Annotated in this window: 18 protein-coding genes; 9 read left to right on the forward strand and 9 right to left on the reverse strand. The window is 70.2% G+C overall.

All coding sequences use genetic code 11. The features are described 5' to 3' along the window. Positions 1 to 19 precede the first annotated feature (19 nt). Positions 20 to 847, forward strand: a complete 828-nt coding sequence (locus ACQ86L_RS14060; RefSeq protein ID WP_434315956.1) for a phosphatase PAP2 family protein — start codon at positions 20 to 22, stop codon at positions 845 to 847. Between the two features lie 80 nt (positions 848 to 927). Here the strand turns inward: ACQ86L_RS14060 and ACQ86L_RS14065 are convergent, their stop codons facing one another. The 5 genes from ACQ86L_RS14065 to ACQ86L_RS14085 all read right to left on the reverse strand — a co-directional run bounded on the left by ACQ86L_RS14065 (position 928) and on the right by ACQ86L_RS14085 (position 6,889). After that, a complete protein-coding gene (locus ACQ86L_RS14065) occupies positions 928 to 1,950 on the reverse strand; it encodes a LacI family DNA-binding transcriptional regulator (RefSeq protein WP_434315957.1) in 1,023 nt (340 codons plus the stop codon). Between the two features lie 56 nt (positions 1,951 to 2,006). Continuing rightward, on the reverse strand, positions 2,007 to 3,497 hold the full coding sequence (locus tag ACQ86L_RS14070; protein WP_434315958.1) for a GH1 family beta-glucosidase: 1,491 nt from the start codon (positions 3,495 to 3,497) through the stop codon (positions 2,007 to 2,009). Positions 3,498 to 3,499: 2 nt separating this feature from the next. Then, positions 3,500 to 4,375 carry a carbohydrate ABC transporter permease gene (locus ACQ86L_RS14075; RefSeq protein ID WP_434315959.1) on the reverse strand — a complete coding sequence of 292 codons (876 nt, stop codon included), beginning with the start codon at positions 4,373 to 4,375 and terminating at the stop codon, positions 3,500 to 3,502. After that, positions 4,372 to 5,472 carry a carbohydrate ABC transporter permease gene (locus tag ACQ86L_RS14080; protein WP_434315960.1) on the reverse strand — a complete coding sequence of 367 codons (1,101 nt, stop codon included), beginning with the start codon at positions 5,470 to 5,472 and terminating at the stop codon, positions 4,372 to 4,374. The genes ACQ86L_RS14075 and ACQ86L_RS14080 overlap by 4 nt, the downstream gene beginning before the upstream one ends. Positions 5,473 to 5,563: 91 nt before the next feature. Next, on the reverse strand, positions 5,564 to 6,889 hold the full coding sequence (locus tag ACQ86L_RS14085; protein WP_434315961.1) for an ABC transporter substrate-binding protein: 1,326 nt from the start codon (positions 6,887 to 6,889) through the stop codon (positions 5,564 to 5,566). A 290-nt stretch (positions 6,890 to 7,179) separates the two neighbouring features. Between ACQ86L_RS14085 and ACQ86L_RS14090 the strand changes: the two genes are divergently transcribed. Beyond that, on the forward strand, positions 7,180 to 7,773 hold the full coding sequence (locus ACQ86L_RS14090; protein ID WP_434315962.1) for a TetR/AcrR family transcriptional regulator: 594 nt from the start codon (positions 7,180 to 7,182) through the stop codon (positions 7,771 to 7,773). 226 nt (positions 7,774 to 7,999) lie between these two features. Further along, positions 8,000 to 9,346 carry a cation:proton antiporter domain-containing protein gene (locus tag ACQ86L_RS14095; protein WP_434315963.1) on the forward strand — a complete coding sequence of 449 codons (1,347 nt, stop codon included), beginning with the start codon at positions 8,000 to 8,002 and terminating at the stop codon, positions 9,344 to 9,346. 13 nt (positions 9,347 to 9,359) lie between these two features. Here the strand turns inward: ACQ86L_RS14095 and ACQ86L_RS14100 are convergent, their stop codons facing one another. Then, entirely contained in the window at positions 9,360 to 11,447 is a 2,088-nt protein-coding gene (locus tag ACQ86L_RS14100; RefSeq protein ID WP_434315964.1) for an MDR family MFS transporter, read from the reverse strand. Positions 11,448 to 11,764: 317 nt separating this feature from the next. Here ACQ86L_RS14100 and ACQ86L_RS14105 point away from each other — a divergent pair, with 317 nt between their 5' ends. Continuing rightward, positions 11,765 to 12,661, forward strand: coding sequence for an amidase domain-containing protein (locus ACQ86L_RS14105; RefSeq protein ID WP_434315965.1), 897 nt, complete (start codon positions 11,765 to 11,767; stop codon positions 12,659 to 12,661). Between the two features lie 144 nt (positions 12,662 to 12,805). After that, positions 12,806 to 13,519: a M15 family metallopeptidase gene (locus ACQ86L_RS14110; RefSeq protein ID WP_434315966.1), complete on the forward strand. Its 714-nt coding sequence runs from the start codon at positions 12,806 to 12,808 to the stop codon at positions 13,517 to 13,519. Here the strand turns inward: ACQ86L_RS14110 and ACQ86L_RS14115 are convergent. Together ACQ86L_RS14115 and ACQ86L_RS14120 are read right to left on the reverse strand one after the other, a co-directional pair. Then, positions 13,516 to 14,397, reverse strand: coding sequence for an LCP family protein (locus tag ACQ86L_RS14115; RefSeq protein ID WP_434318896.1), 882 nt, complete (start codon positions 14,395 to 14,397; stop codon positions 13,516 to 13,518). The two genes, ACQ86L_RS14110 and ACQ86L_RS14115, sit on opposite strands and share 4 nt — an antisense overlap. Positions 14,398 to 14,399: 2 nt before the next feature. After that, on the reverse strand, positions 14,400 to 14,771 hold the full coding sequence (locus ACQ86L_RS14120; RefSeq protein ID WP_434315967.1) for a hypothetical protein: 372 nt from the start codon (positions 14,769 to 14,771) through the stop codon (positions 14,400 to 14,402). A gap of 133 nt (positions 14,772 to 14,904) precedes the next feature. On the opposite strand from ACQ86L_RS14120, the gene ACQ86L_RS14125 reads away from it, so the two are divergent. Genes ACQ86L_RS14125 through ACQ86L_RS14140 form a run of 4 tightly spaced genes read left to right on the forward strand, consistent with a single transcriptional unit; the run spans position 14,905 to position 18,776 of the window. Continuing rightward, positions 14,905 to 16,080 carry a PP2C family protein-serine/threonine phosphatase gene (locus tag ACQ86L_RS14125; protein ID WP_434315968.1) on the forward strand — a complete coding sequence of 392 codons (1,176 nt, stop codon included), beginning with the start codon at positions 14,905 to 14,907 and terminating at the stop codon, positions 16,078 to 16,080. Continuing rightward, on the forward strand, positions 16,077 to 18,029 hold the full coding sequence (locus tag ACQ86L_RS14130) for a glycosyltransferase family 2 protein (protein ID WP_434315969.1): 1,953 nt from the start codon (positions 16,077 to 16,079) through the stop codon (positions 18,027 to 18,029). The genes ACQ86L_RS14125 and ACQ86L_RS14130 overlap by 4 nt, the downstream gene beginning before the upstream one ends. Then, positions 18,026 to 18,358, forward strand: a complete 333-nt coding sequence (locus ACQ86L_RS14135) for an STAS domain-containing protein (RefSeq protein WP_434315970.1) — start codon at positions 18,026 to 18,028, stop codon at positions 18,356 to 18,358. Before ACQ86L_RS14130 ends, ACQ86L_RS14135 begins: the two co-directional genes overlap by 4 nt. Next, complete coding sequence (locus tag ACQ86L_RS14140; RefSeq protein ID WP_434315971.1) at positions 18,351 to 18,776, forward strand: ATP-binding protein; 426 nt, start codon at positions 18,351 to 18,353, stop codon at positions 18,774 to 18,776. The genes ACQ86L_RS14135 and ACQ86L_RS14140 overlap by 8 nt, the downstream gene beginning before the upstream one ends. Before the next feature lie 51 nt (positions 18,777 to 18,827). On the opposite strand, the gene pgm is transcribed toward ACQ86L_RS14140, so the two are convergent. Continuing rightward, positions 18,828 to 20,447 carry a phosphoglucomutase (alpha-D-glucose-1,6-bisphosphate-dependent) gene (gene pgm / locus ACQ86L_RS14145; protein WP_434315972.1) on the reverse strand — a complete coding sequence of 540 codons (1,620 nt, stop codon included), beginning with the start codon at positions 20,445 to 20,447 and terminating at the stop codon, positions 18,828 to 18,830. Positions 20,448 to 20,517: the final 70 nt, after the last annotated feature.

The following is a 20,517-nucleotide window of genomic DNA, read 5'->3' on the forward strand; positions in this document are numbered from 1 at the left end:
TGTGGAAGGGTTGTCTTCTATGCGACCCGCGCCCCTCCGTCTGCTCCCGTTCGTGTGGGGTGCGCTCGGGACGGCCGTGATGTTCGTCGCGATCTACTTGTTCTTCGTGCAGAGCTACATCGGCCAGGTGATCGACGAGCGGTCCTTCGCGGGCGCCGACGTCTGGAAGGGCGACCTGATCGACTTCGCCCACACCTTCCTCAACGCGCTGCCCGTCGCGGCCGTGGTGGCCGGCGCGATCATCGCCGTGGTCATCGTGCTGGTGCGGCGCAACTGGCTGGTGTTCGCGGTCGCTGTCTGCGCGGTCATCGCTGCGAACGTGAGCACGCAGGTGCTCAAGTATTCGGTGCTCTCCCGTCCGGCGAAGGGAGTGGACGCCGGCCTCGCGAACTCGCTGCCGTCCGGCCACACCTCCGTCGCGGCCTCGGCGGCGCTCGTCGTCTTCCTGGTCGCGTCACCTCGCTTGCGGCCGCTCGCCGCGGTGGTCGGGTCGGTCTTCACCATCGCCGCCGGCGCCTCGACGCTGGTCGAGCAGTGGCACCGGCCGAGCGACGTCATCGCCGCGATGCTGGTCGTGGCGTTCTGGGGGTGCATCGCCGGGATCGTCCTCGCCGCGCTGCGCCTGCGCCCGGCCGACCCGCCGGTGCGGTCAAAGCTGTGGGCGCTGGTCTGGATCGCCGGAGCCACCGGCGTGGTCGCCGCGGTGGCGCTCGTCGTCACCTACAACTCCACCCAGAACGGCACCGAGCATCTCTTCATCGCGTACGCCGGGGGCGTCTCCGCGATCGCGACGACCGGCTTCCTCCTCGCCGCCGTCAGCAACCGCCTCTACCGCGCCCTGGCCTGAGCCCCAGCAATCCCCTCCGGACTTGTGTACGCGACACGCCGGTGCCGGGCGTACACAACTCCGGAAGAGAGTGCGTCGGGCTAGGAGCTCTGGCGGACGACGAGCTCGGTGGGGAGCAGCGTGACGCGGTCGACGGGCTCGCCGGCGAGGCGGCGGACGAGCACGCGGGCCATCGCCTCGCCGAGGCCGATGGACGGCTGGTGCACGGTGGTGAGCGGCGGCGTCGCCGTGAGGCCGAAGTTGTCGTCGTCGAAGCCGACCACCGCGATGTCGCCCGGGATGCTGAGCCCCGCCTCGTGGATGGCCGAGTACGCACCCGCCGCCATCTGGTCGTTCGCCGCGAACAGGCCGTCGATCGGGCGCCCGGTCGCGAGCAGCCGCCGCATGGCCTCCATGCCGGAGTACGGCGAGAAGTCGCCGTACTCGACCAGCGTGTGGTCCAGCCCGTGCGCCTCCAGCGCCCTGCGCCAGCCCGTGTAGCGGTCGAGGCCCGCGGGCATGTCCTGGGGGCCGGTGATGAGCGCGATGTTCCGGCGGCCGCGCGCGATCAGGTGCTCCGTGGCCCCTGCCGAGCCTGCGACGTTGTCCACGTCCACGAAGTACGACTCGTGCTGCGCCTCGCTCACCGGCCGGCCGCCGAACACGATCGGCAGCGTCGAGCCGAGCTGCGCGTACGAGTGGTCTCCGGAGTGGTGGGAGACCACGAGCGCGCCGTCCACGTTGCCGCCCATCAGGTAACGGCGCGTCTTGTCGGGGTTGGTCTCCGATGAGATGACCATGTTCAGCGTGTACTCGGTGTCGGCCAGGCTGAGCGCGACGCCCTGCACGATGGACGCGAAGAACGGGTCGGCGAACACCTTGGCCGTCGACTCCGGCACCACCAGCGCGATCACCTGCGTGCGGCGGGAGGCCAGCGAGCGGGCGGCGCGGTTCGGCACGTAGTTGAGGTCGGAGATGGCGCGCGTCACGGCCTCGACGACCTCCGGAGTCACCCGGGTGGAGCCGTTCACGACGCGGGACACGGTCGCCCGGGAGACGCCCGCGCGCGCGGCAACGGCCTCCAGGGTCGGCACGCTGCGACCGTCCACCTGCTCCGTCGTCATGGGGTCCTCTCCTCGGGCCGCTCGGCGTCGGGGCGCCGGTCGACGCCCGACCTATGTTATGCGCGTGCCGCTGCAGGTCCAGTGGGCACGCGGACGACCTCGGCGTTGCGTGCGGTCTCCGCGATGCGTGCCTCCGTGATGACGCGCGCGTACGCCCGACCGGAGTCCTTCACCGTGCGCTCCAGCGTCTCGTAGTCGACGTGCACGATACCGAACCGCTTCGCGTAGCCCCAGGCCCACTCGAAGTTGTCGAGCAGCGACCAGACGAAGTACCCGCGCACGTCCGCGCCGGCGGCGATCGCCTCCCGGACCGCGTCGAGGTGATCGAGGATGTACGCCTCGCGCTCCAGGTCGCGGATGCGCCCGTCCTCGTCCACGACGTCGTCGTAGGCCGCGCCGTTCTCCGTGATGTACAGCGGAGGCAGCGCCGGGTACTCGGCCGTGAGCCGCACCAGCAGGTCCCGGAGGCCGTTCGGGTTGACCTCCCAGCCCATCGCGGTGGTCGGCAGGTCGCGGGACGGGAACGTGACGAACTCGCTGCCGACGAACGGCGACGACTTCGGCCGGTCGGTCGGCACCGGCGCGTGGACGGTGTCCGCGGGGAGCGGCCGGCCGCTGACGTTGTCGTCGTGGTAGTGGTTGACGCCGAGGAAGTCGATCGGCTGCCGGATGACGCCGAGGTCGCCGTCGTGCACCAGCTCCTCGAAGCGGTGCTCGCGGAGGTCCTCCAGCACGTCGGCGGGGTACGTCCCGTCGAGCAGCGGGTCGAGGTACATCCGGTTCCACAGCCCGTCGATGCGGCGGGCGGCGTCCAGGTCGCGGGCGTCCTCCGGGTCGTCGGGGATCGCGTTGGTCAGGTTGAGCGTGATGCCGACGCGCAGCGCCGCGGCACGCCCCTCGTGATCGCCGGCCAGGTCGCGGATGGCCGCGGCGGCGAGGCCGTGCGCCAGGTGCTGGTGGTGGAGGGCGGCCAGCGCGGCGCGCGGCTCCCGGCGGCCCGGCGCGTGCTCGCCCGCCGCGTACGCGATCAGGGAGGAGCAGAGCGGCTCGTTGAACGTCGTCCAGTGCGACACCCGGTCGCCGAGCGCGTCGTACACGGCCACCGCGTAGTCGCGGAAGCGGTACGCCGTCTCGCGGGTCGCCCAGCCGCCGCGCTCCTCCAGGGCCTGCGGGAGGTCCCAGTGGTAGAGCGTCAGCCAGGGCAGGATGTCCGCCTCCAGCAGCTCGTCGACCAGCCGGCTGTAGAAGTCCAGCCCGGCCCGGTTGACCGAGCGGTCGCCGGGCTTGACCCGCGCCCAGGAGGTGGAGAAGCGGTACGACTGGAGGCCGAGCTCCTTCATCAGCGCGACATCCTGCGGCACGCGGTGATAGTGGTCGATCGCGCGCTCGGGGGTGTCGCCGCCGGCGATCGCGCCGGGGACCCGGGCGAACGCGTCCCAGATCGAGTCCTCCTTGCCGTCCTCGTGCGCGGCGCCCTCGATCTGGGCGGCGGCGGTGGCGGAGCCCCAGAGGAAGCCGGCGGGCCAGGAGGTGGAGTCGTCGGTCATTTCTAGCCTTTCACCGCGCCCGCCATGATGCCGGAGACAAGCTGCCGGCCGGCGAGCACGAAGAGGATGAGCAAGGGGATGGTCGCGAGCACCGCGCCGGCGAGCACGATCGAGTAGTCCACGTACTTGGCGGACTGGAGCTGGCTCAGCGCGACCTGCAGGGTCGGGTTCTGCGGGGCGACGAGCAGCGGCCAGAGGTAGTCGGTCCACGCGGTCATGAACGTGAAGAGTCCGAGGATCGCCATCGCCGGCCGCGCCGCGGGCACGCCGACGTGCCAGAAGGTGCGGATCATGTTCGCGCCGTCGACCCGCGCAGCCTCGATGAGCTCCTCCGGGATGACGTCCACGAGGTACTGCCGCATGAAGAACACGCCGAACGCCGTGACGAGGGTCGGCACGATCACGGCGCCGAGGGTCCCGGTCCAGCCGAACTGCTTCATCACCATGAACAGCGGGATGATGCCGAGCTGGGTCGGCACGGCGAGGGTGCCGATGACGAACACCAGCAGCCCCTCCCGGCCGCGGAACCGCAGCTTGGCGAATGCGTACCCGGCGAGGGTCGAGAAGGCGACGACGGACGCCGTGATGACGGTGGAGACGATGATCGAGTTGCCGAGCGCCTGCCAGAACGGCACGGTGTCGAGCACGGCGCCCACGTTCTTCCAGAACTGGCCGCCCGGCAGCAGCGGCGGCCAGGTCGACGTGAGCACCGTGCTGTCGCTCGAACCGGCGACGAACGACCACCACAGCGGGTAGGCGCCGCCGACGAAGATCGCGATCAGGATTCCGTAGGTGAGGAAGCCGGGTCGCCGGTCGATGCCGAGCGCACGGCGGCGCGGGGCGCGCTGCGCGGCGGGGGTGCGGGTGGCGGTGGTCATACGTTCTTCTCCTCGCTCGCCGCGGCCAGCGCCAGCGCGCCCTCGGCGGAAGTGGACGTGGAGGCCGCAGCCGCCCGGCTCCGCGCCAGCCGCTTGGCCGTCCGCGACCGGTGCACGCGCGCCTCGGTGGAGGCGATCCGGCGCGAGATGAGGAAGTTCAGCACGCCGAACGCCACGATGATGAGGAACAGCATCCACGCGATCGCGGACGCCCTTCCGAAGTTCTGGCGGTTGAACGCCATGTCCCACAGGTAGAGCACCGTGGTCTGGTACTGCCGCTGGGGGCCTCCCGGCACCGCGCTCGACGGGTTGAACAGCTTCGGCTCGGTGAAGATCTGGAGTCCGCCGATCGTGGCGGTGATGATCACGAAGATCATGGTCGGGCGGATGCTCGGCAGTGTGATCGAGAAGAACCGGCGGAACGATCCCGCGCCGTCCAGCGCCGCCGACTCGTGGATGTCCCGCGGGACCGCCTGCATCGCCGCGAGCAGGATCAGCGCGTTGTAGCCGGTCCAGCGCCAGTTGACCATCGTCGCGATCGCGACGTGCGAGGGGAAGGTCTCGGTCTTCCACATGACGGGGTGCAGGCCGACGGACTGGAGGATGTTGTTGATCAGCCCGTACTTCTCGTCGAACGCGCTCGAGAAGATCAGCGTGACGGCGACCGGGGTGACGACGTAGGGAAGCAGCACGCTCATCCGCCAGAAGGTCTTGGCCCGGAGGTTCTGGTCGAGCATCGCGGCGATGAACACCGCGGCGATGAGCTGCGGGATGGCCGAGAGCAGGAAGATGCTGACCGTGTTGAAGAGCGAGTTCCAGAAGAACGGGTCCTTGAGTTCGGTGACGTAGTTGGCGAAGCCGACCCACTGGCCGGGGCCGGTGAGCAGGTTCCAGTTGTTGAGCGAGACGACGAACGTGTAGATCAGCGGGAACAGGCCGACGAGGGCGAAGAGCACGAAGAACGGCGCGACGTAGAGGTACGGCGACGCCTTGACGTCGAAGCGGCTGAGCTTCTGCTTGAACGTGAGCGCCCGGTCGTCGCTGTCGCGCGGGGGCGTCGCGCGGGCGGCCTCCGGGGTGCGGGTGACGGTGGTCATGCGGTTCTCCGTGGGAGAGGGGAGCGGATGGTTCGGGTGGAGTGCTCGGGCCCCGCCGCCGGCAGCAGCGGGGCCCGATTGGTGAGGTGCGTTACTTGTTGACGACGAGCTGGTTCAGCAGCGTCATCGCGTTGGCCCAGGCCTGGTCGCCGTTCGCCTTGCCCGAGTCGAGCTGCTGAACGGAGGGGCCGAAGACCTGGGACTGGATGACCGAGTCGTCCGGTCCCTTGTACTGGGCGACGACGCCCTTCGCGCGCGCCGCCAGGATCTGGCCGACTGGCGCGTTGTTGAAGAACTTCGTCAGGTCGCTCGCGCCGGTGACACCCGGGTCGGACTGAGCCTCAGTGACCGAGGGGAAGGTGCCCGCCGCCTGGAAGGTGGCGACCTGCGACTTGGCCGAGGTGAGCCAAGCGGCCAGGGCCGCGGCCTCCTTCGGGTGCTTGGACTGCTTCGGGACCGTCAGGAACGAGCCGCCCCAGTTGGCCGCGCCGCCCGGGAAGACGTTCGCGAAGTCCCAGCCGGTGGAGGCGTCGCCGCCGCCGGCCTTGACCTGGCCCTGCACGACGCCGAGCATCCAGCCCGGGCAGACGAACGTGGCGAAGGAGCCGTCGGTGAAGGCCTTGCCCTTGCCCCAGTCCCACTGGGTCTGGTTGGAGGAGAGACCCGCCGCTGCGCCGCCGGCCAGCTTGCTCCACAGCGCCTTGAGGTCGCTGTTGTTCTCGATGTTGAGCTTGCCGTCCTTGGTGTAGTACCCCTCGGGCTGCTGGTTCACCATCGCGTTCCAGATGAAGCCGGACTGGTCGTAGAACGCCTTGCCGGTGGCCGCCTTGTACTGCTCGCCCACCTTGAAGAAGTCGTCCCACGTCGCGTTGTCGCCGCCGAACAGCTTGGCGACGGAGTCGCGGTCGCTGGGCAGGCCCGCAGCGGCGAAGAGCTTGCCGTTGTAGCAGAGGCCCTCCGGACCGATGTCGGTGCCGTAGCCGATGATGCGGCCGCTCTTGTCGGTGGCCTGCTTCAGCTTCCAGTCGACCCAGCGGCTCTTGATGTCGTTGGCGCCGTAGTCCTTGAGGTCGTTGAACTGGTCGGAGACCTGCATGACCTTGGACAGCCAGCCCTCCTCGACCGCCTGGACATCGGGGAGCCCGCTGCCGGCGGCCTCCTTGGTCTGCCAGTCGGTCAGGGCGTTGTCACCGGTGTCGATGTTGGTCGCCTTGATCTTGATCCCCGGGTGCTCCTTCTCGTACTGCGAGTAGAGCTTGTCGAAGCCCATCGTGCCGAACGTCGTGACGGTCAGGGTGATGGGGTTCGAGCTGGTTCCTGCGTCGCTGCCGCTCGCTGAGCAGCCAGTCGCGAGGAGGGCGAACGAGGCCGTGGCGGCGACTGCCGCAGCGACCTTGGTGCGTCGTGAAAGCTTCACGGATCACTCCCTTGTGCGTGTGTGTGCGTGGTCTGGTGTGAACCAGTGAGAGCGCTCTCTTTGAAGGCCGTGAGAGCGCTCTCACGGGTTGGATGAGAATGTAGATCGGCAGGGGCACGCTTGTCAAGCACGGGTGTGGTCGCGCTCTCATCGTTGAAAACACGGGATTTGTTGGGTGAGTCGCGAAAGGCGCGGGATTCCGCGTGCCCGCGGTCCGTGGCGTAATCGAACTGTGATCTTCGATGTGCTCTTTTTAGATAGACTGACCTACCTAGTCAGAGGAGGCGCCGATGGCGGGGTCCGCGCGCAACACCGGGGTGCGCACGGGTGCTGCCCGCCGCCGCCTCCTCGAAGCGGCCGCCCGCCGGTTCTACGCCGACGGCATCGCCGCCACCGGGATCGACACGATCACCGCCGACGCCGCCGTCGCGAAGATGAGCCTCTACAACAACTTCGCCTCCAAGTCGGCGTTGGTCTCGGCCGTGCTGGAGGCCCGCCACGCCGAATGGCTCGCGCTCTACGCCCGTCGCGCACGCCGGACGCCGGACCCGCTCACGCGCGTCCTCGCCGTCTTCGACGCCTACCTCGACCAGGCAGCGCTCGCGCCCGAGACCGGCTATCGCGGAAGCGGCCTCCTGAACGCGGCCGCCGAACTGCCGCTCGGCGACCCCGGCCGCGACGTCGTGCGCCGCCACCTCGCGGAGGTCGACGCCATCCTGGCGGCGGCCCTCCGAGAGCTCACCGACCGCCCCCGCGCCGAGCGGATCGCGCAGCACCTCTCGTACCTGTTGAACGGCGCCCTCGTCCGCGCCGGCCTGGAGGCCGACCGCCGCCGCCTCCGCGACGCCCGCGCCCTCGCCGTCGACCTCCTCACCACCCTCTGACGCCGCCCGCCCTCGCACATTCGGCCCAAATGGCGCGTCTCGCGCCCCCATTCGCGCCATTCGGCACGAATGTCGCCCTTCGCGCTGCGGGCACATTCGGCGCAAATGGCGGGTTTCTCGCCGCTGATCGCGCCATTCGGCACGAATGTGCGGGCCTGGTGCGCGCGCGGGTGGGGCGGCAGACTGGACGCGCTTCGGGAGACGAGAGCGAGGGGAGGTGCGCGGGATGCCGGTCATCATCCTCGTCGGCTTCGCGGCCGTCGCGCTCTGGTCGCTCGTCGCCCACCGGTTCGAGCGGTTCGGGATCGCCGGCCCAGCCGCACTCGCCCTGCTCGGCTCGCTCGTCGTGCTCGTGGACGTGAAGGGGTTCACCGAGGCCATCGACAGCGACGTCGCCCAGCACGTCGTCGAACTGATCCTCGCAGTGCTCCTCTTCGTCGACGCGTGCGAGGTACGCGGCGGGATCTTCGGCGGCCAGGGCCGCAGCCTCGCACGGCTCGTGCTGATCGCCCTCCCGCTGTCGCTCGCGCTCGTCGTGGTGACCGGCGCCTGGCTGCTCCCCGCGCTCAACGTCTTCGTGCTGATCGTCATCGCCTGCATCGTCATGCCCACCGACTTCGCGCCCGCGACCGCCCTGCTGCGGTCGGGGCGCGTCCCCGCCCGGGTGCGCCAGATCCTCAACGTGGAGAGCGGCTACAACGACGGCCTCATCTCCCCGCTGTTCGCCATGTCGGTCGCCATCGCCGCGGCCCTCCCGAGCATCCTCAAGGTCGCGAACACCGGCGCGCAGCTCTCCGGAGCCAGCGAGAAGGAGGTCGAGAAGAACCTGTCGGAGGCCGTCTACGCCTTCTTCGGCGCGATCCCCGCGACCGTGGTCGCGATCGTCGTCGGCATCGTGATCGGCGGCGTTCTCGGCCTGCTGACCCGCTGGGCCTCCGACCGTGGCTGGGCGAACGCGTCCGGCATCCGCTTCGTGATGCTCATCGCGCCGCTGCTGACCTACGGCATCGCGACGCTGCACGACCTGGCGGCGAACGGCTTCGTCGCCGCCTTCGTCGCGGGCGTGATGTTCCGCGTCACCCGCACGCGCCGCCGCGAGCTGAGCACGGTCCCGGAGGACGAGCTGCTGCTGGTCGAGGAGGCGAGCAAGGTCGCCTCCGACTTCGTCTGGTTCATCCTCGGCGGGATGACCACGGCGGTGATCGTGGAGGGCATCGACTGGCGCGTGCTCGTCATCGCCGTGCTGGCGCTTACCGTCTTCCGCGCCGTGCCCGTCTACGCCTCGATGCTCGGCTCACCGGTGACCTGGCGGGAGCGCACCTACCTCGGGCTGATCGGACCGCGCGGCACGGCCTCCATCGTGTTCGGCCTGCTCGCCTACAACCACCTCCCGGACAGCGACAGCGGCGACGTGCTGAGCGTGACGGTGCTGACCGTGGTGGGGAGCATCGTGCTGCACGGTGTGGTGACGCCGCTCGTGCTGCGACGTGTCCCGCCCCAGGCCGTCGGCGCAGACGGCGGAACGGCCGCCGCCCGGATGGGCGACGGCCGTCCCGTCGGTGAGGTGGACTGAGCCGGTACCGGTGTCAGTCGACCGCCGGCCGCGGTCGCTGTGCGGCGACGGAGGCGGTGTCGATGACCGGCTCGATGAGCGCGCCGGTCTCGCCGGCCACGCGGCTGGCGATCAGGCCGAGGTCGGTCTCCTCGAGCTCGCCGCGGGCGGCCGCGTCGGAGTCGGCGGAGGCCATCGCGCCCACCGGCACCGGCTGACGCTCGCCGGCCTCGGCGCTCTCGCGGGCGGCTGCCTCCTCCGCGCTGGCGTCCGCGGCCTCCTGCAGTGCCGACTTGGCGCGCAGCGGCGGGGTGCGGAAGAACAGCGACAGGACGAACGCGACCAGCACCACGAACATCGCGACCCAGTAGACCTGCACGGCCGAGCTGTTGAACGCCACCAGGAACGGCTTGGACAGCCGCGGGTCGGCGGTGTTCAGGAACGACGTGTCGTTGATGTCCGAGCTGCTGTTCGCGCCGTTCCCCTTCTTGAGCTGCGTCTGCATGACGGGCACAGCCTTGTCCACCACGGCCTTCCGCTGGTCGGCGTTGGAGAAGTCGATCGGCGCTGCGGGGACCTTCTGCTCGGCGATGTCCTGCGGTACGCCCTTCGCGACGAGCTGCTGCACGCCGGCCGCGTGAGCAGCGGCCTGAGCCTGCTTCTGGATGGGCTCGGTGATCGGCGTGTAGATCTTCTCCATGATCTGCTTGTTCTCGGGCGCCGAGGCGACCGAGGGGGTCAGCGCGGCGTCGAGGGCGCTGGTCAGCGTCGGCTTGTCGGTGAGCGCGGTCTGGATGTTCGTCGGGAACACCGTGAACAGCAGCGACAGCAGCACGGCCGTGCCGAGCGTTCCACCGATCTGGCGGAAGAACGTGGAGGCGCTGGTCGCCACACCCATGTCGCGGAGGCCGACCGAGTTCTGGCTGGCGATGGTCAGCGTCTGCATGAGCTGGCCGAGGCCGAGGCCGATCAGCAGCATCGCGCCGGCGATGAACCAGTACGAGTCGCCGAACTTCAGGAAGGTCAGGTAGAAGAATCCGCCCGTGAGCATCGCGGTGCCGATGATCGGGAACTGCCGGTAGCGGCCGGTGCGCGCGATGATCTGGCCGGAGGCGATGGAGGAGACCATCAGGCCGAGGATCATCGGCAGCAGCTGGAGGCCCGACACGGTCGGGCTCGAGCCGAGCACGATCTGCAGGTACAGCGGGAGGGTCAGCATCGCGCCGAACATGCCGAAGCCGACCAGCACGCCGATGACGGTCGCCATCGAGAAGGTGCTGGAGCGGAACAGCTTGAGCGGGATGAGCGCGTCGTCCTTCATGGCCCGCTCGATGAAGATGAAGGCGATGATGCCGATGGCGCCGATCACGTAGCAGCTGATGGACGCGGCGGAGCCCCAGCCCCACTCGCGGCCCTGCTCGGCGACGAGCAGCAGCGGGACGAGCGCGACGATGACGCCGGTGGCGCCCCACCAGTCGATGCGCGCCGCGCCGCGGTCGTGCTTCGGCAGGTGCAGGAAGCGCAACACCATGAACAGGGCGGCGATGCCGATCGGCACGTTGATGAGGAACACCCAGCGCCAGCCGGCGATCCAGAGGATCTGGTCCGCGCCGGCGAACAGGCCGCCGATCAGCGGGCCGATGAGGCTGGAGATGCCGAAGACGGCGAGGAAGTAGCCCTGGTATTTGGCGCGCTCGCGCGGCGCGAGCATGTCGCCCATGATCGCGAGCGGCATCGACATCAGGCCACCGGCGCCGAGGCCCTGGATGGCGCGGAACGCCGCCAGCTCGATCATGGAGGTCGAGAACGACGCCAGGATCGAGCCGGCGATGAAGATGACGATGGCGATGATGAACAGCGGCCGGCGTCCGAAGATGTCGGAGAGCTTTCCGTAGATCGGCGTCGAGATCGTCGAGAGGATGAGGTAGCCCGTGGTGACCCAGGCCTGCTGGCTGAGGCCGTGCAGGTCGTCGCCGATCGTGCGGATCGCGGTTCCGACGACCGTCTGGTCGAGGGCCGACAGGAACATGCCGGCCATCAGGCCGAAGATCACGAACAGGATCTGGCGATGCGACATGATCGGCTTGGGTGCGGCCACTGCCGCGCTGGTCTGACTGGACATCTGTCTCCGTGTCGAGAGTCGTGTGAGGGGACGCCCGTCACTGTGAGAGCGTCACACCGGTGTGGGGCAAAATATTTTTGCGGAGAGTGCAAAGTTACACCCAGTGCGAGTCTTTCGGCAACGCGAGACTACGCCCCACACCGCCCCGTTCGCCACGGGCGAACGTCTGGGTGAATCCCGCGGGATGACGCGCTCGGCTGCGGATTCCCGAACGCGTTCGCAGCGGCGTTTGTGCCCCATCCAGGTGTCGCATAGGTGACCGGCGTACGGTGGAGGAGGTGGTACCCGTCACCCTCCGAATCGTCCCCGAAGGTCGTATGAGTCCTCTCAACCGTTCCCGTCGCCTGTTCGCCGTCGCCGCGGCGGTCGCCGCCGCAGCCCTCCTGTTCACGGGATGCGCCGGCGAGCCGTCCCCGGTGACGAAGGCCATCGCGAAGGCGGCCCCGGTGGCGCAGCCGAAGAACGCGACCGTCTCGGCCATCGTGCCGGCGTCGGGGAGCGTCTCGGGCGGCACGGCGACCATCACCGGCACGAACCTCGACAAGGTCGCCGCAGTGCAGATCGGCGGCCAAGCGGCTCCGGTCACCCAGCCCGGCAGCGACAAGATCGTCGTGACCGTGCCCCAGGCGGCGAACTTCGCGGCCGGGGCGGCGCCGGTCGTCGTCACCGCGGCGGACGGCAAGGCCGTCCCGAGCGCCGGCGCGACCTTCACCTACCAGGTCCAGACCCCGGTGGACCAGCAGCTCGCCTACGCGATGGCGCACTGGAACGACTACAACACGGCCCAGTACGGCGACCTCAACCCGGTGGGCGGCGACTGCGCCAACTTCGTCAGCCAGACCCTGATCGCCCGGGGCTGGCAGATGAACTCCGCCTGGTACAACCACGACGCCGCGTCCGACTGGAGCCCGGCGTGGGGCTACGTGCCGGCGATGGACGACTACTTCCGCCAGAACGCGACGAAGCTCGGGCTGACGGAGTACCCGCTCGACCAGCGCGACAAGATCAAGGTCGGCGACATCGTGATGTTCGACTGGAACAACAACGACTCGCTCGACCACGTCCAGATCGTCTCGGCGGTGAGCACCGTGAACGGCAAGATCACCATCGAGATGGCGGGCCACAACACGGACACCGACTACCGCGACCTCGACCACACGATCACGGTCGACCACCCCGGAGCGACCGGTCACTTCTGGAGTCTCTCAAAGTAGGAGGCCCCCGTTCGGGTCAGCCCGGGAGTGCGCTGACAGGAACGGCGCGAAAGGCGCTTATGCTCGTGCCGTGAATCCGACCGGTCCCCGTCGTCGTGTCGCGGCCGTGGCGGTCGCGACGGCCGTGCTGCTCGCCGTCACGGCGTGCTCCGCCGCCGGCCAGCCGCCCCGAAGGCCGGCCCCTCCAAGACCGCAGCGCACGCGTCCCGGCCGGTCCCCACCTCCACGCCGACCGCGACCGTCGCCGGCTTCGACAAGCACGCCCAGTCGATCGACGACCCGGCCAGCACCTGGGTGGTCGTGAACAAGCCGCGCCCGCTGAACCCACCCGACTACGTCCCGCTCTCCCTGGTCTACCCGGAGGTCACCTACGTCAACCGCCAGCCGATGCGGCCCGAGGTGGCGGAGGCGCTCGTCGCTATGTTCCACGCGGGCAAGGCGGAGGCCGGCCTCGACTTCTCCGTGCAGAGCGCGTACCGGTCCTTCGAGTCGCAGACCGACGTCTACAACGACGACGCCGCGCGCAACGGAGCGGCGTACGCCGACACGGACACCGCCCGCCCGGGCCACAGCGAGCACCAGACCGGCCTCGCGGTCGACATCAGCGCCGTCCCGGCGAAGTGCTCCCTCGACGCCTGCTTCGCCCACACGCCGCAGGGGGAGTGGCTGGCCGCGAACGCCTGGCGCTTCGGCTTCCTGCTGCGCTACCCGGCCGACAAGGTCGCGGTCACCGGCTTCACCTTCGAGCCGTGGCACTTCCGCTACGTCGGCGTCCCGCTCGCCACCCAGCTCAAGTCCACGAACGTCACGACCCTGGAGGAGTTCTTCGGCGTGCCGGGCGGGACCGAGTACCACTAGTCCGCGAACGGCCGCGAGCAGGTGACCTGCGCCGCGGTCTGCCCGTGCACGTTCTCCGGCAGCTCCACCGCGGGGCCGGCGGCCTCCCCGGCGCCGCCGGGCTCTGCCGGCGCGGGCGCCTCCTGCACCGTCTCCACCGTCTCCGACCCCAGCCCGGTGTCTCCGGTCAGGGTGACCGGGCGGTCCTCGCGCAGCGCCGACATCAGCAGCTCCGCCTCCTCGACGGTCGGCTCGACCCCGTCGCCCTCCAGGCGGTTCGGGTACTGGACGAAGACGACCTTGGCGGGGTCGACGTCCTTCAGGGCGACACCGAGGGACGCGATCGTGGTGACGTCCCTGAGGCTCTCGGAGAGCTGGATGTTGTCTGCCGCCGCCTTCGCGAGCCCGTAGACCTTGAGCGGGTTGGCCAGGGTGTCCGCGCTCTTGATCGTGCGGACCAGCGACGACAGGAACACCTGCTGGTTGCCGATCCGCGCGAGGTCCGAGCCGTCGCCAACGCCGTGCCTGGTGCGGAGGAACGCCAGCGCCTGCGCGCCCTGCAGGCTGTTGTCCCCGGCTTTCAGGTCCAGTCCGCTGTACGGGTCGACGATGTCTCCCGAGACGCAGACGGGCACACCGCCGACCGCGTTGGACATCTCGATCACGCCGTCGAACTCGATCACCCCGGCGTAGTCGATCTCCAGCCCGGTGAGCTGCTTCACCGTCAGCACCGTGCAGGCGAGGCCACCGTAGCTCAGGGAGGTGTTGAGCTTCTGGCGCCTCATCGCATTGTGGCTGCCGCCCGTGCCGTCCGGGCAGGAGGGGATGGACACATACAGGTCGCGCGGGAGGCTGACGACGGTGGCGTCCTTGTGGTCGGCCGACACGTGCAGCAGCATCGTCACGTCGTTGAGGGCGGCGTCGCGCTCGTCGTACGCCGGGTTCCCGCCGCCGCTGTCGCTGCCGGCCAGGAGGACGTTGAACGCCCCGTCGACCGCTCCGACCCGCGGCGGCAGGGCCTTGCCTGCGGCGTCGACGAGCTGTACCCCTCCTTCGCGTTCACGGTCGCGAACACGTCGAACACGGCGAGGCCGGCCAGGACGGCGGCGCTGGCCGCGACGACGGCGACGGAGCGGAGGACCAGGGCGCCGAGGGAGGAGCGCAGGGTCCGGGGCTTCAGGCGTCCGTGCCGGGCGATCGGCGCGCCCGGCGACTTCTCGCCGGCACGGGCCTGCGCGCGGGTCTGGAGGCCGGGCGTCGGGTCGGAGTGCATCGGATCAGGCTAGCCACCGATCCTGAATGTAGGACGTAAGCACCGGTCGGGCTAGATTTCACTCCATCATCACCATTCGCAACGCGATGACGTCATCCTGGACTCCGGTAGACACCTCAGTACAGTTGTACCCATGGTCGTCGACGCGCAGGCGGTGCAGCAGACAGAGAGCGCGCGGCAACGCGCACTGGCCGGCCTCCGGGTCGTGGACAGCGGTCCGGAGGCGCGATTCGACCGGATCGCCCGGCTCGCGCAGCAGCTGTTCGCCGTCCCGATGGTGAGCGTCACCCTCCTCGACGGCGACCGGCAGTGGCGCAAGTCGCACATCGGGCTGACCGCCGAGGCGCCGCGCGAGAAGGCGTTCTGCGACGTCACGGCCAGGCAGGACTCGGCGCTGATCGTCTTCGACGCGACCGCGGACGAGCGATTCGCCGACAACCCGTTCGTCGTCGGCGACCCGCACCTCCGGTTCTACGCGGGCGAGCCCCTGCACGCTCCGGGCGGCGAGGCCGTCGGCACCCTGTGCGTGCTGGACACCGAGCCGCACACCGTCACCCCGGAGCAGGAGCGCATCCTGCGCGACCTCGCGGACTGGGTGGAGGACGAGCTCAACCGCGGCGACGAGCTCGACCGGGCGGCGATCGCCCAGAAGGGCCTGCTGCCGCGCCGCAAGCCCCGGGCGCCCGGTTTCGACGTCGCGGCGGCCTGCGAGCCGTCGCGCGGCGTCTCCGGCGACTTCTACGACTGGTACGACGTCGGCGACGACTTCTGCGTCACGGTCGGCGACGTGATGGGCAAGGGGCTGGCCGCGGCGATCGTGGGCGCGTCCGTCCGCACCGCGCTGCGCAGCACGATGGACTTCTCCGACCTGGAGGACTCCGTGGACGCCGCCTCCCGGCTGGTGGAGGAGGACCTCGACCAACTCGCGACGTTCGTCACCCTCTTCCACGCCAAGGTGCACACGGACGGCGCGGTCGACTACGTCGACGCCGGCCACGGGCTCGCGGTGATCGTCCGCGACCGGGGGCCGCTCGAACGCCTGCAGAGCAGTGCGCTCCCGCTCGGCCTCCCCGCTCCGGAGCCGCGGACACCCGACCGGGTGGTCCTCGGCCCCAACGACTCCCTGGTCTGCGTGAGCGACGGCGTCCTGGACGCGCTCGGCGGCGACCGCGCCTTCCCGGTGCTGGAGGCCATCGTGCGGGGCAATGCCACTCCCGGCGGTGCCGTCTCCCGCATCCTCAGCGCCGCGCGCGGAGGCGTGCCGATCGACGACGTGACCGCCGTGATCGTGCGCCGGAGCACCTGGTGAATCGCGGGCTGCTCCGCCTTGTCTGCGTCCTCGCGGTCCTGGCGGGCCTCGACTACGTGGCGTGGCGGTGGCTGGCGTCGGTCAACTGGTCGGCCTGGTGGATCGCCGTGCCGCTCGTGATCGCGGAGACCTACAGCCTGATCGACACCGTCTTCTTCGCCGTCACGATGTGGCGCGTGAAGGTGCGCACCGGCCCGGACGCGCCGCCCGCCGGCACGGTCGACGTCTTCATCACCACGTACGACGAGCCGGTCGACCTCGTGCTGACGACCGCGCGGGCGGCGAAGGCCATCCGCTACCCGCACAGCACGTGGATCCTCGACGACGGCGACCGCCCGGGGATGCGCGCCGCGGCCCAGCGGGAGGGGGTCGGTTACGTCACCCGCTCCGACGACTGGGTGGACAAGCCGCGCCACGCCAAGGCGGGCAACCTCAACAACGCGCTCTTCCAGACCGACGGCGAGTTCCTGCTCATCCTCGACGCCGACCAGATCGCCGAGCCGCAGATCCTGGACAGCACGCTCGGCTACTTCGCCGACCCGAAGGTCGCGCTCGTCCAGACGCCGCAGTTCTTCTCGAACGTGGACGAGGCCGATCCGCTGGGCAACCAGGCGCCGCTGTTCTACGGCCCCATCCAGCAGGGCAAGGACGGCTGGAACGCCGCCTTCTTCTGCGGCTCCAACGCCGTGCTCCGCCGCGACGCGCTGATGGAGCTGGGCATCGTCGGCTACGTGCGCGATGTCGAGCAGACCGTGCGGCTCTCCCTCCGCTCGGCCGACCGCATGCTCGCCAAGGCGGAGCGCTCCGCCCGCTCCGACCCGGACGCCGCGCGCCTCATCTCCGAGGTCCGCGGACACGTGGAGGACGCCAACGCCCGCCTGCGCGCGGGCGAGAGCGTCGGCGAGGTGACGTACCGCCTCCAGAAGCAGGTCGACGAGGTGTCGCGTTCGGCGGTCCGGAGTGACGTCGCCGCGATGGCGGAGGACCTGCGCGCGATCGCCGCCCTCCCGGTCCAGGCCGACTCCGAGCTGGGCGCGTTCGTCGTGGACGAGGCCGCGCTCGACCGGCTCGCCGAGCGGGACTGGTCGCCGCTCGGCGCGATCGACTCCGTGCAGCGCATCGCCGACACGCTCGCCGTCGACCGGCCCGGCCAGGCGCAGCCGGTCATGCCGATGGCGACCATCTCGGTCACGGAGGACATGGCGACGGCCATGCAGCTCCACGCCGGCGGCTGGCGCAGCGTCTACCACCACGAGATCCTCGCCTGGGGGCTGGCGCCGGAGGACCTGGGCACGATGCTCGGCCAGCGGCTGCGCTGGGCGCAGGGAACCCTCCAGGTGATGCTGAAGGACAACCCGCTCGTCAAGCGCGGGCTCACCGCCGGCCAGCGACTGATGTACTTCGCGACCATGTGGAGCTACCTCTCCGGGTTCGCGTCGGTCGTCTACCTGGCGGCGCCCGTCATCTACCTGCTCACGGGGATCATGCCGGTGACCGCGTGGAGCGTCGAGTTCTTCGCGCGCTTCCTCCCGTATTTCATCCTGAGCCAATTGATGTTCCTGGTCGCGGCCCGCGGGCTGAAGACCTGGCGCGGCCAGCAGTATGCCCTCGCGCTGTTCCCGCTGTGGATCAGGGCGTGCTGGACGGCGGCCGCGAACGTCTGGTTCGGCCGCAAGCTCGGCTTCGTCGTCACGCCCAAGGAGCGCAGCGGCCGAGCGCCGATCCCGTGGCGGCAGATCTGGCCGCAGCTCACGGCGATGGCGGTGCTCGTGATCGCCGCGGTCGTCGGCGTCCTGCGTGTCATCGCCGGAACCGCGGACGGGCTGGGCACGCTGGTGAACACGGTCTGGGTGATCTACGACCTGGTCGTGCTCGCCGTCATCCCGCGCGCGGCCCTGTACCGCGGACCGGCCGCCCACGCGGCCAGGAAGGAGCCCCGCCTCCGATGAACATCACCACGACCATCCGGGAGGACGGCGTCGCCGTGCTCGCCGCGGACGGCCGGATCAACCTGGTCACCGCCCCGACCGTGCGCCGCGAGGTGCAGCGGGTCGTCGACGAGGGCCACGCGCGGCTCGCTCTCGACCTCAGCGCGGTGGAGTTCATCGACTCCTCGGGCATCGGCGCGCTGGTGAGCGGGCTGAAGACCGCACGGACGGCGGGCGGCGACCTGCGCCTGGCCGCGGCGTCCGAGCAGGTCGCCAGCGTCCTCCGGCTGACCAACCTGGACCGCATCCTGCGCGTGTACCCGGCGACCGACGACGCGTACCGTGACTGACGCGTTCCGCGAGGCGTTCCTCGCGCCGGCGGACGCCGAGGCCATCGAGCGGGTCCACGCGCTCTTCGAGGAGCTCGCCGAGCGCCGGCCCGACCTCCCGGCCGAACGCCGCGGCGCGTTCGAGCTGGCCGTCGTGGAGGTCGTCACCAACGTCATCCAGCACGGCAGGGAGGGCACCCGCACCCGCGTGGAGCTGGAGGTGGGCCACACCCCGGACGGCATCCGCGCGGTCGTCACCGACGACGCCGAGCCCGCCGACATCGACCTGAGTGCGACGGCCATGCCCGACCCGGAGGACTTCGGGGAGTCGGGCCGAGGCCTCGCGCTGATCGCCCTCCTCGTGGACGAGTTCACCCACGAGCCGCTGCCGCACGGCAACCGCTGGACGCTGGCCTCCGGCACGCCGAAGGGCACGTAAACGCCCCTAAAACGCGGTTTTGAGGGCGTTTACGTTCCCCTCGACTGAGGTTTATGCGCCGAGGGCGTCGCCCACGATGCGCTTGGCCTCGTCCTGCACCTCGCGGAGGTTGTCCTCGCCCGCGAAGCTCTCGGCGTAGATCTTGTAGACGTTCTCGGTGCCGCTGGGTCGGGCGGCGAACCACGCCGTCGCGGTCTCCACCTTCACGCCGCCGAGGGGCGCGTCGTTGCCGGGCGCGCGGCTCAGCTTCGCGGTGATCGGCTCGCCGGCGAGCTCGGTCGCGGCGATGGCGTCGCCGTCGAGCTTGCCGAGGGCGGCCTTCTGCTCCGGGCTGGCGGGCGCGTCCACCCGCTGGTAGACCGGGTCGCCGAAGCGCTCGGTCAGCTCGCGGTACAGCTGGGAGGGCGACTTGCCCGTCACCGCGCGGATCTCGCTGGCGAGCAGGGCGAGCAGGATGCCGTCCTTGTCGGTCGTCCAGGCCGAGCCGTCGAAGCGGAGGAAGCTGGCTCCCGCGCTCTCCTCGCCGCCGAAGCCCACCGAGCCGTCGATGAGGCCCGGGACGAACCACTTGAACCCGACCGGGACCTCCCAGAGGCGCCGGCCCAGGGACTCCGCCACCCGGTCGATGATCGAGGACGACACCAGGGTCTTGCCGACAGCGGCGTCCTTCCGCCAGCCCGTCCGCGTGGTGAAGAGGTAGTCGATCGCCACCGCCAGGTAGTGGTTCGGGTTCATCAGGCCGCCGTCCGGCGTCACGATGCCGTGCCGGTCGGCGTCGGCGTCGTTGCCGGTCAGGATGTCGAAGTCGCCGCTGCGCGCTACCACGGACGCCATGGCGGACGGGCTGGACGGGTCCATGCGGATCTTGCCGTCCCAGTCCAGGGTCATGAAGCCCCAGGCCGGGTCGACGTCCGGGTTCACGACGGTCAGGTCGAGCTCGTAGCGGTCGGCGATGGCCTGCCAGTAGTTCACGCTCGCGCCGCCCAGCGGGTCGGCGCCGATGCGGATGCCGCTCTCCTTGATCGCCTTCAGGTCGATGATGTTCTCGAGGTCGGCCACGTAGTTGCCGCGGAAGTCGTAGGTCTCCACCCCGCTCGGCTCGGCCATCCGCACGTCGCGCATCCCGTCCGCGATGATCTCGTTCGCCCGCTTGGCGATCCAGCTCGTGGCGTCGGTGTCGGCCGGGCCGCCGTGCGGCGGGTTGTACTTGAAGCCGCCGTCGCGCGGCGGGTTGTGGCTCGGGGTGACCACGATGCCGTCCGCCTGGTCGGGGTGACCGGCCTTGTTGTAGGCGATGATCGCGTGCGAGACGGCGGGCGTCGGCACCCAGTCGTCGAACTCGTCCACGAGCACGCGCACCTCGTTGCCGACCAGCACCGCCAGCGCCGTGGTGGTGGCGAACTCGCTGAGCAGGTGGGTGTCGGCGCCGATGAACAGCGGGCCGGTGATGCCCTGCGCGTTGCGATACTCCACGATCGCCTGCGTCGTCGCCGCGATGTGGTCCTCGTTGAAGGCGGTGTCGAGCGCCGACCCGCGGTGACCGGAGGTGCCGAACACCACGCGCTGCTCCGGGATGCTCACATCCGGCTTCAGCTCGTAGTACGCGCGCCGGAGGGCGTCGACGTCGATGAGGTCGGAGGGCTGCGCGGGGGTGCCTGCTCGTTCGTCCATGCGACTACTCTTCCACGGCGGCGGGGAACGGGCGAGAGTCGGGCCTGCCCCCGCTCGGTAAGCTGAGGCG

Origin of the sequence: Leifsonia sp. P73 (assembly GCF_051059105.1) — a bacterium.
In the GTDB taxonomy this organism is placed as follows: Bacteria; Actinomycetota; Actinomycetes; order Actinomycetales; family Microbacteriaceae; genus Leifsonia.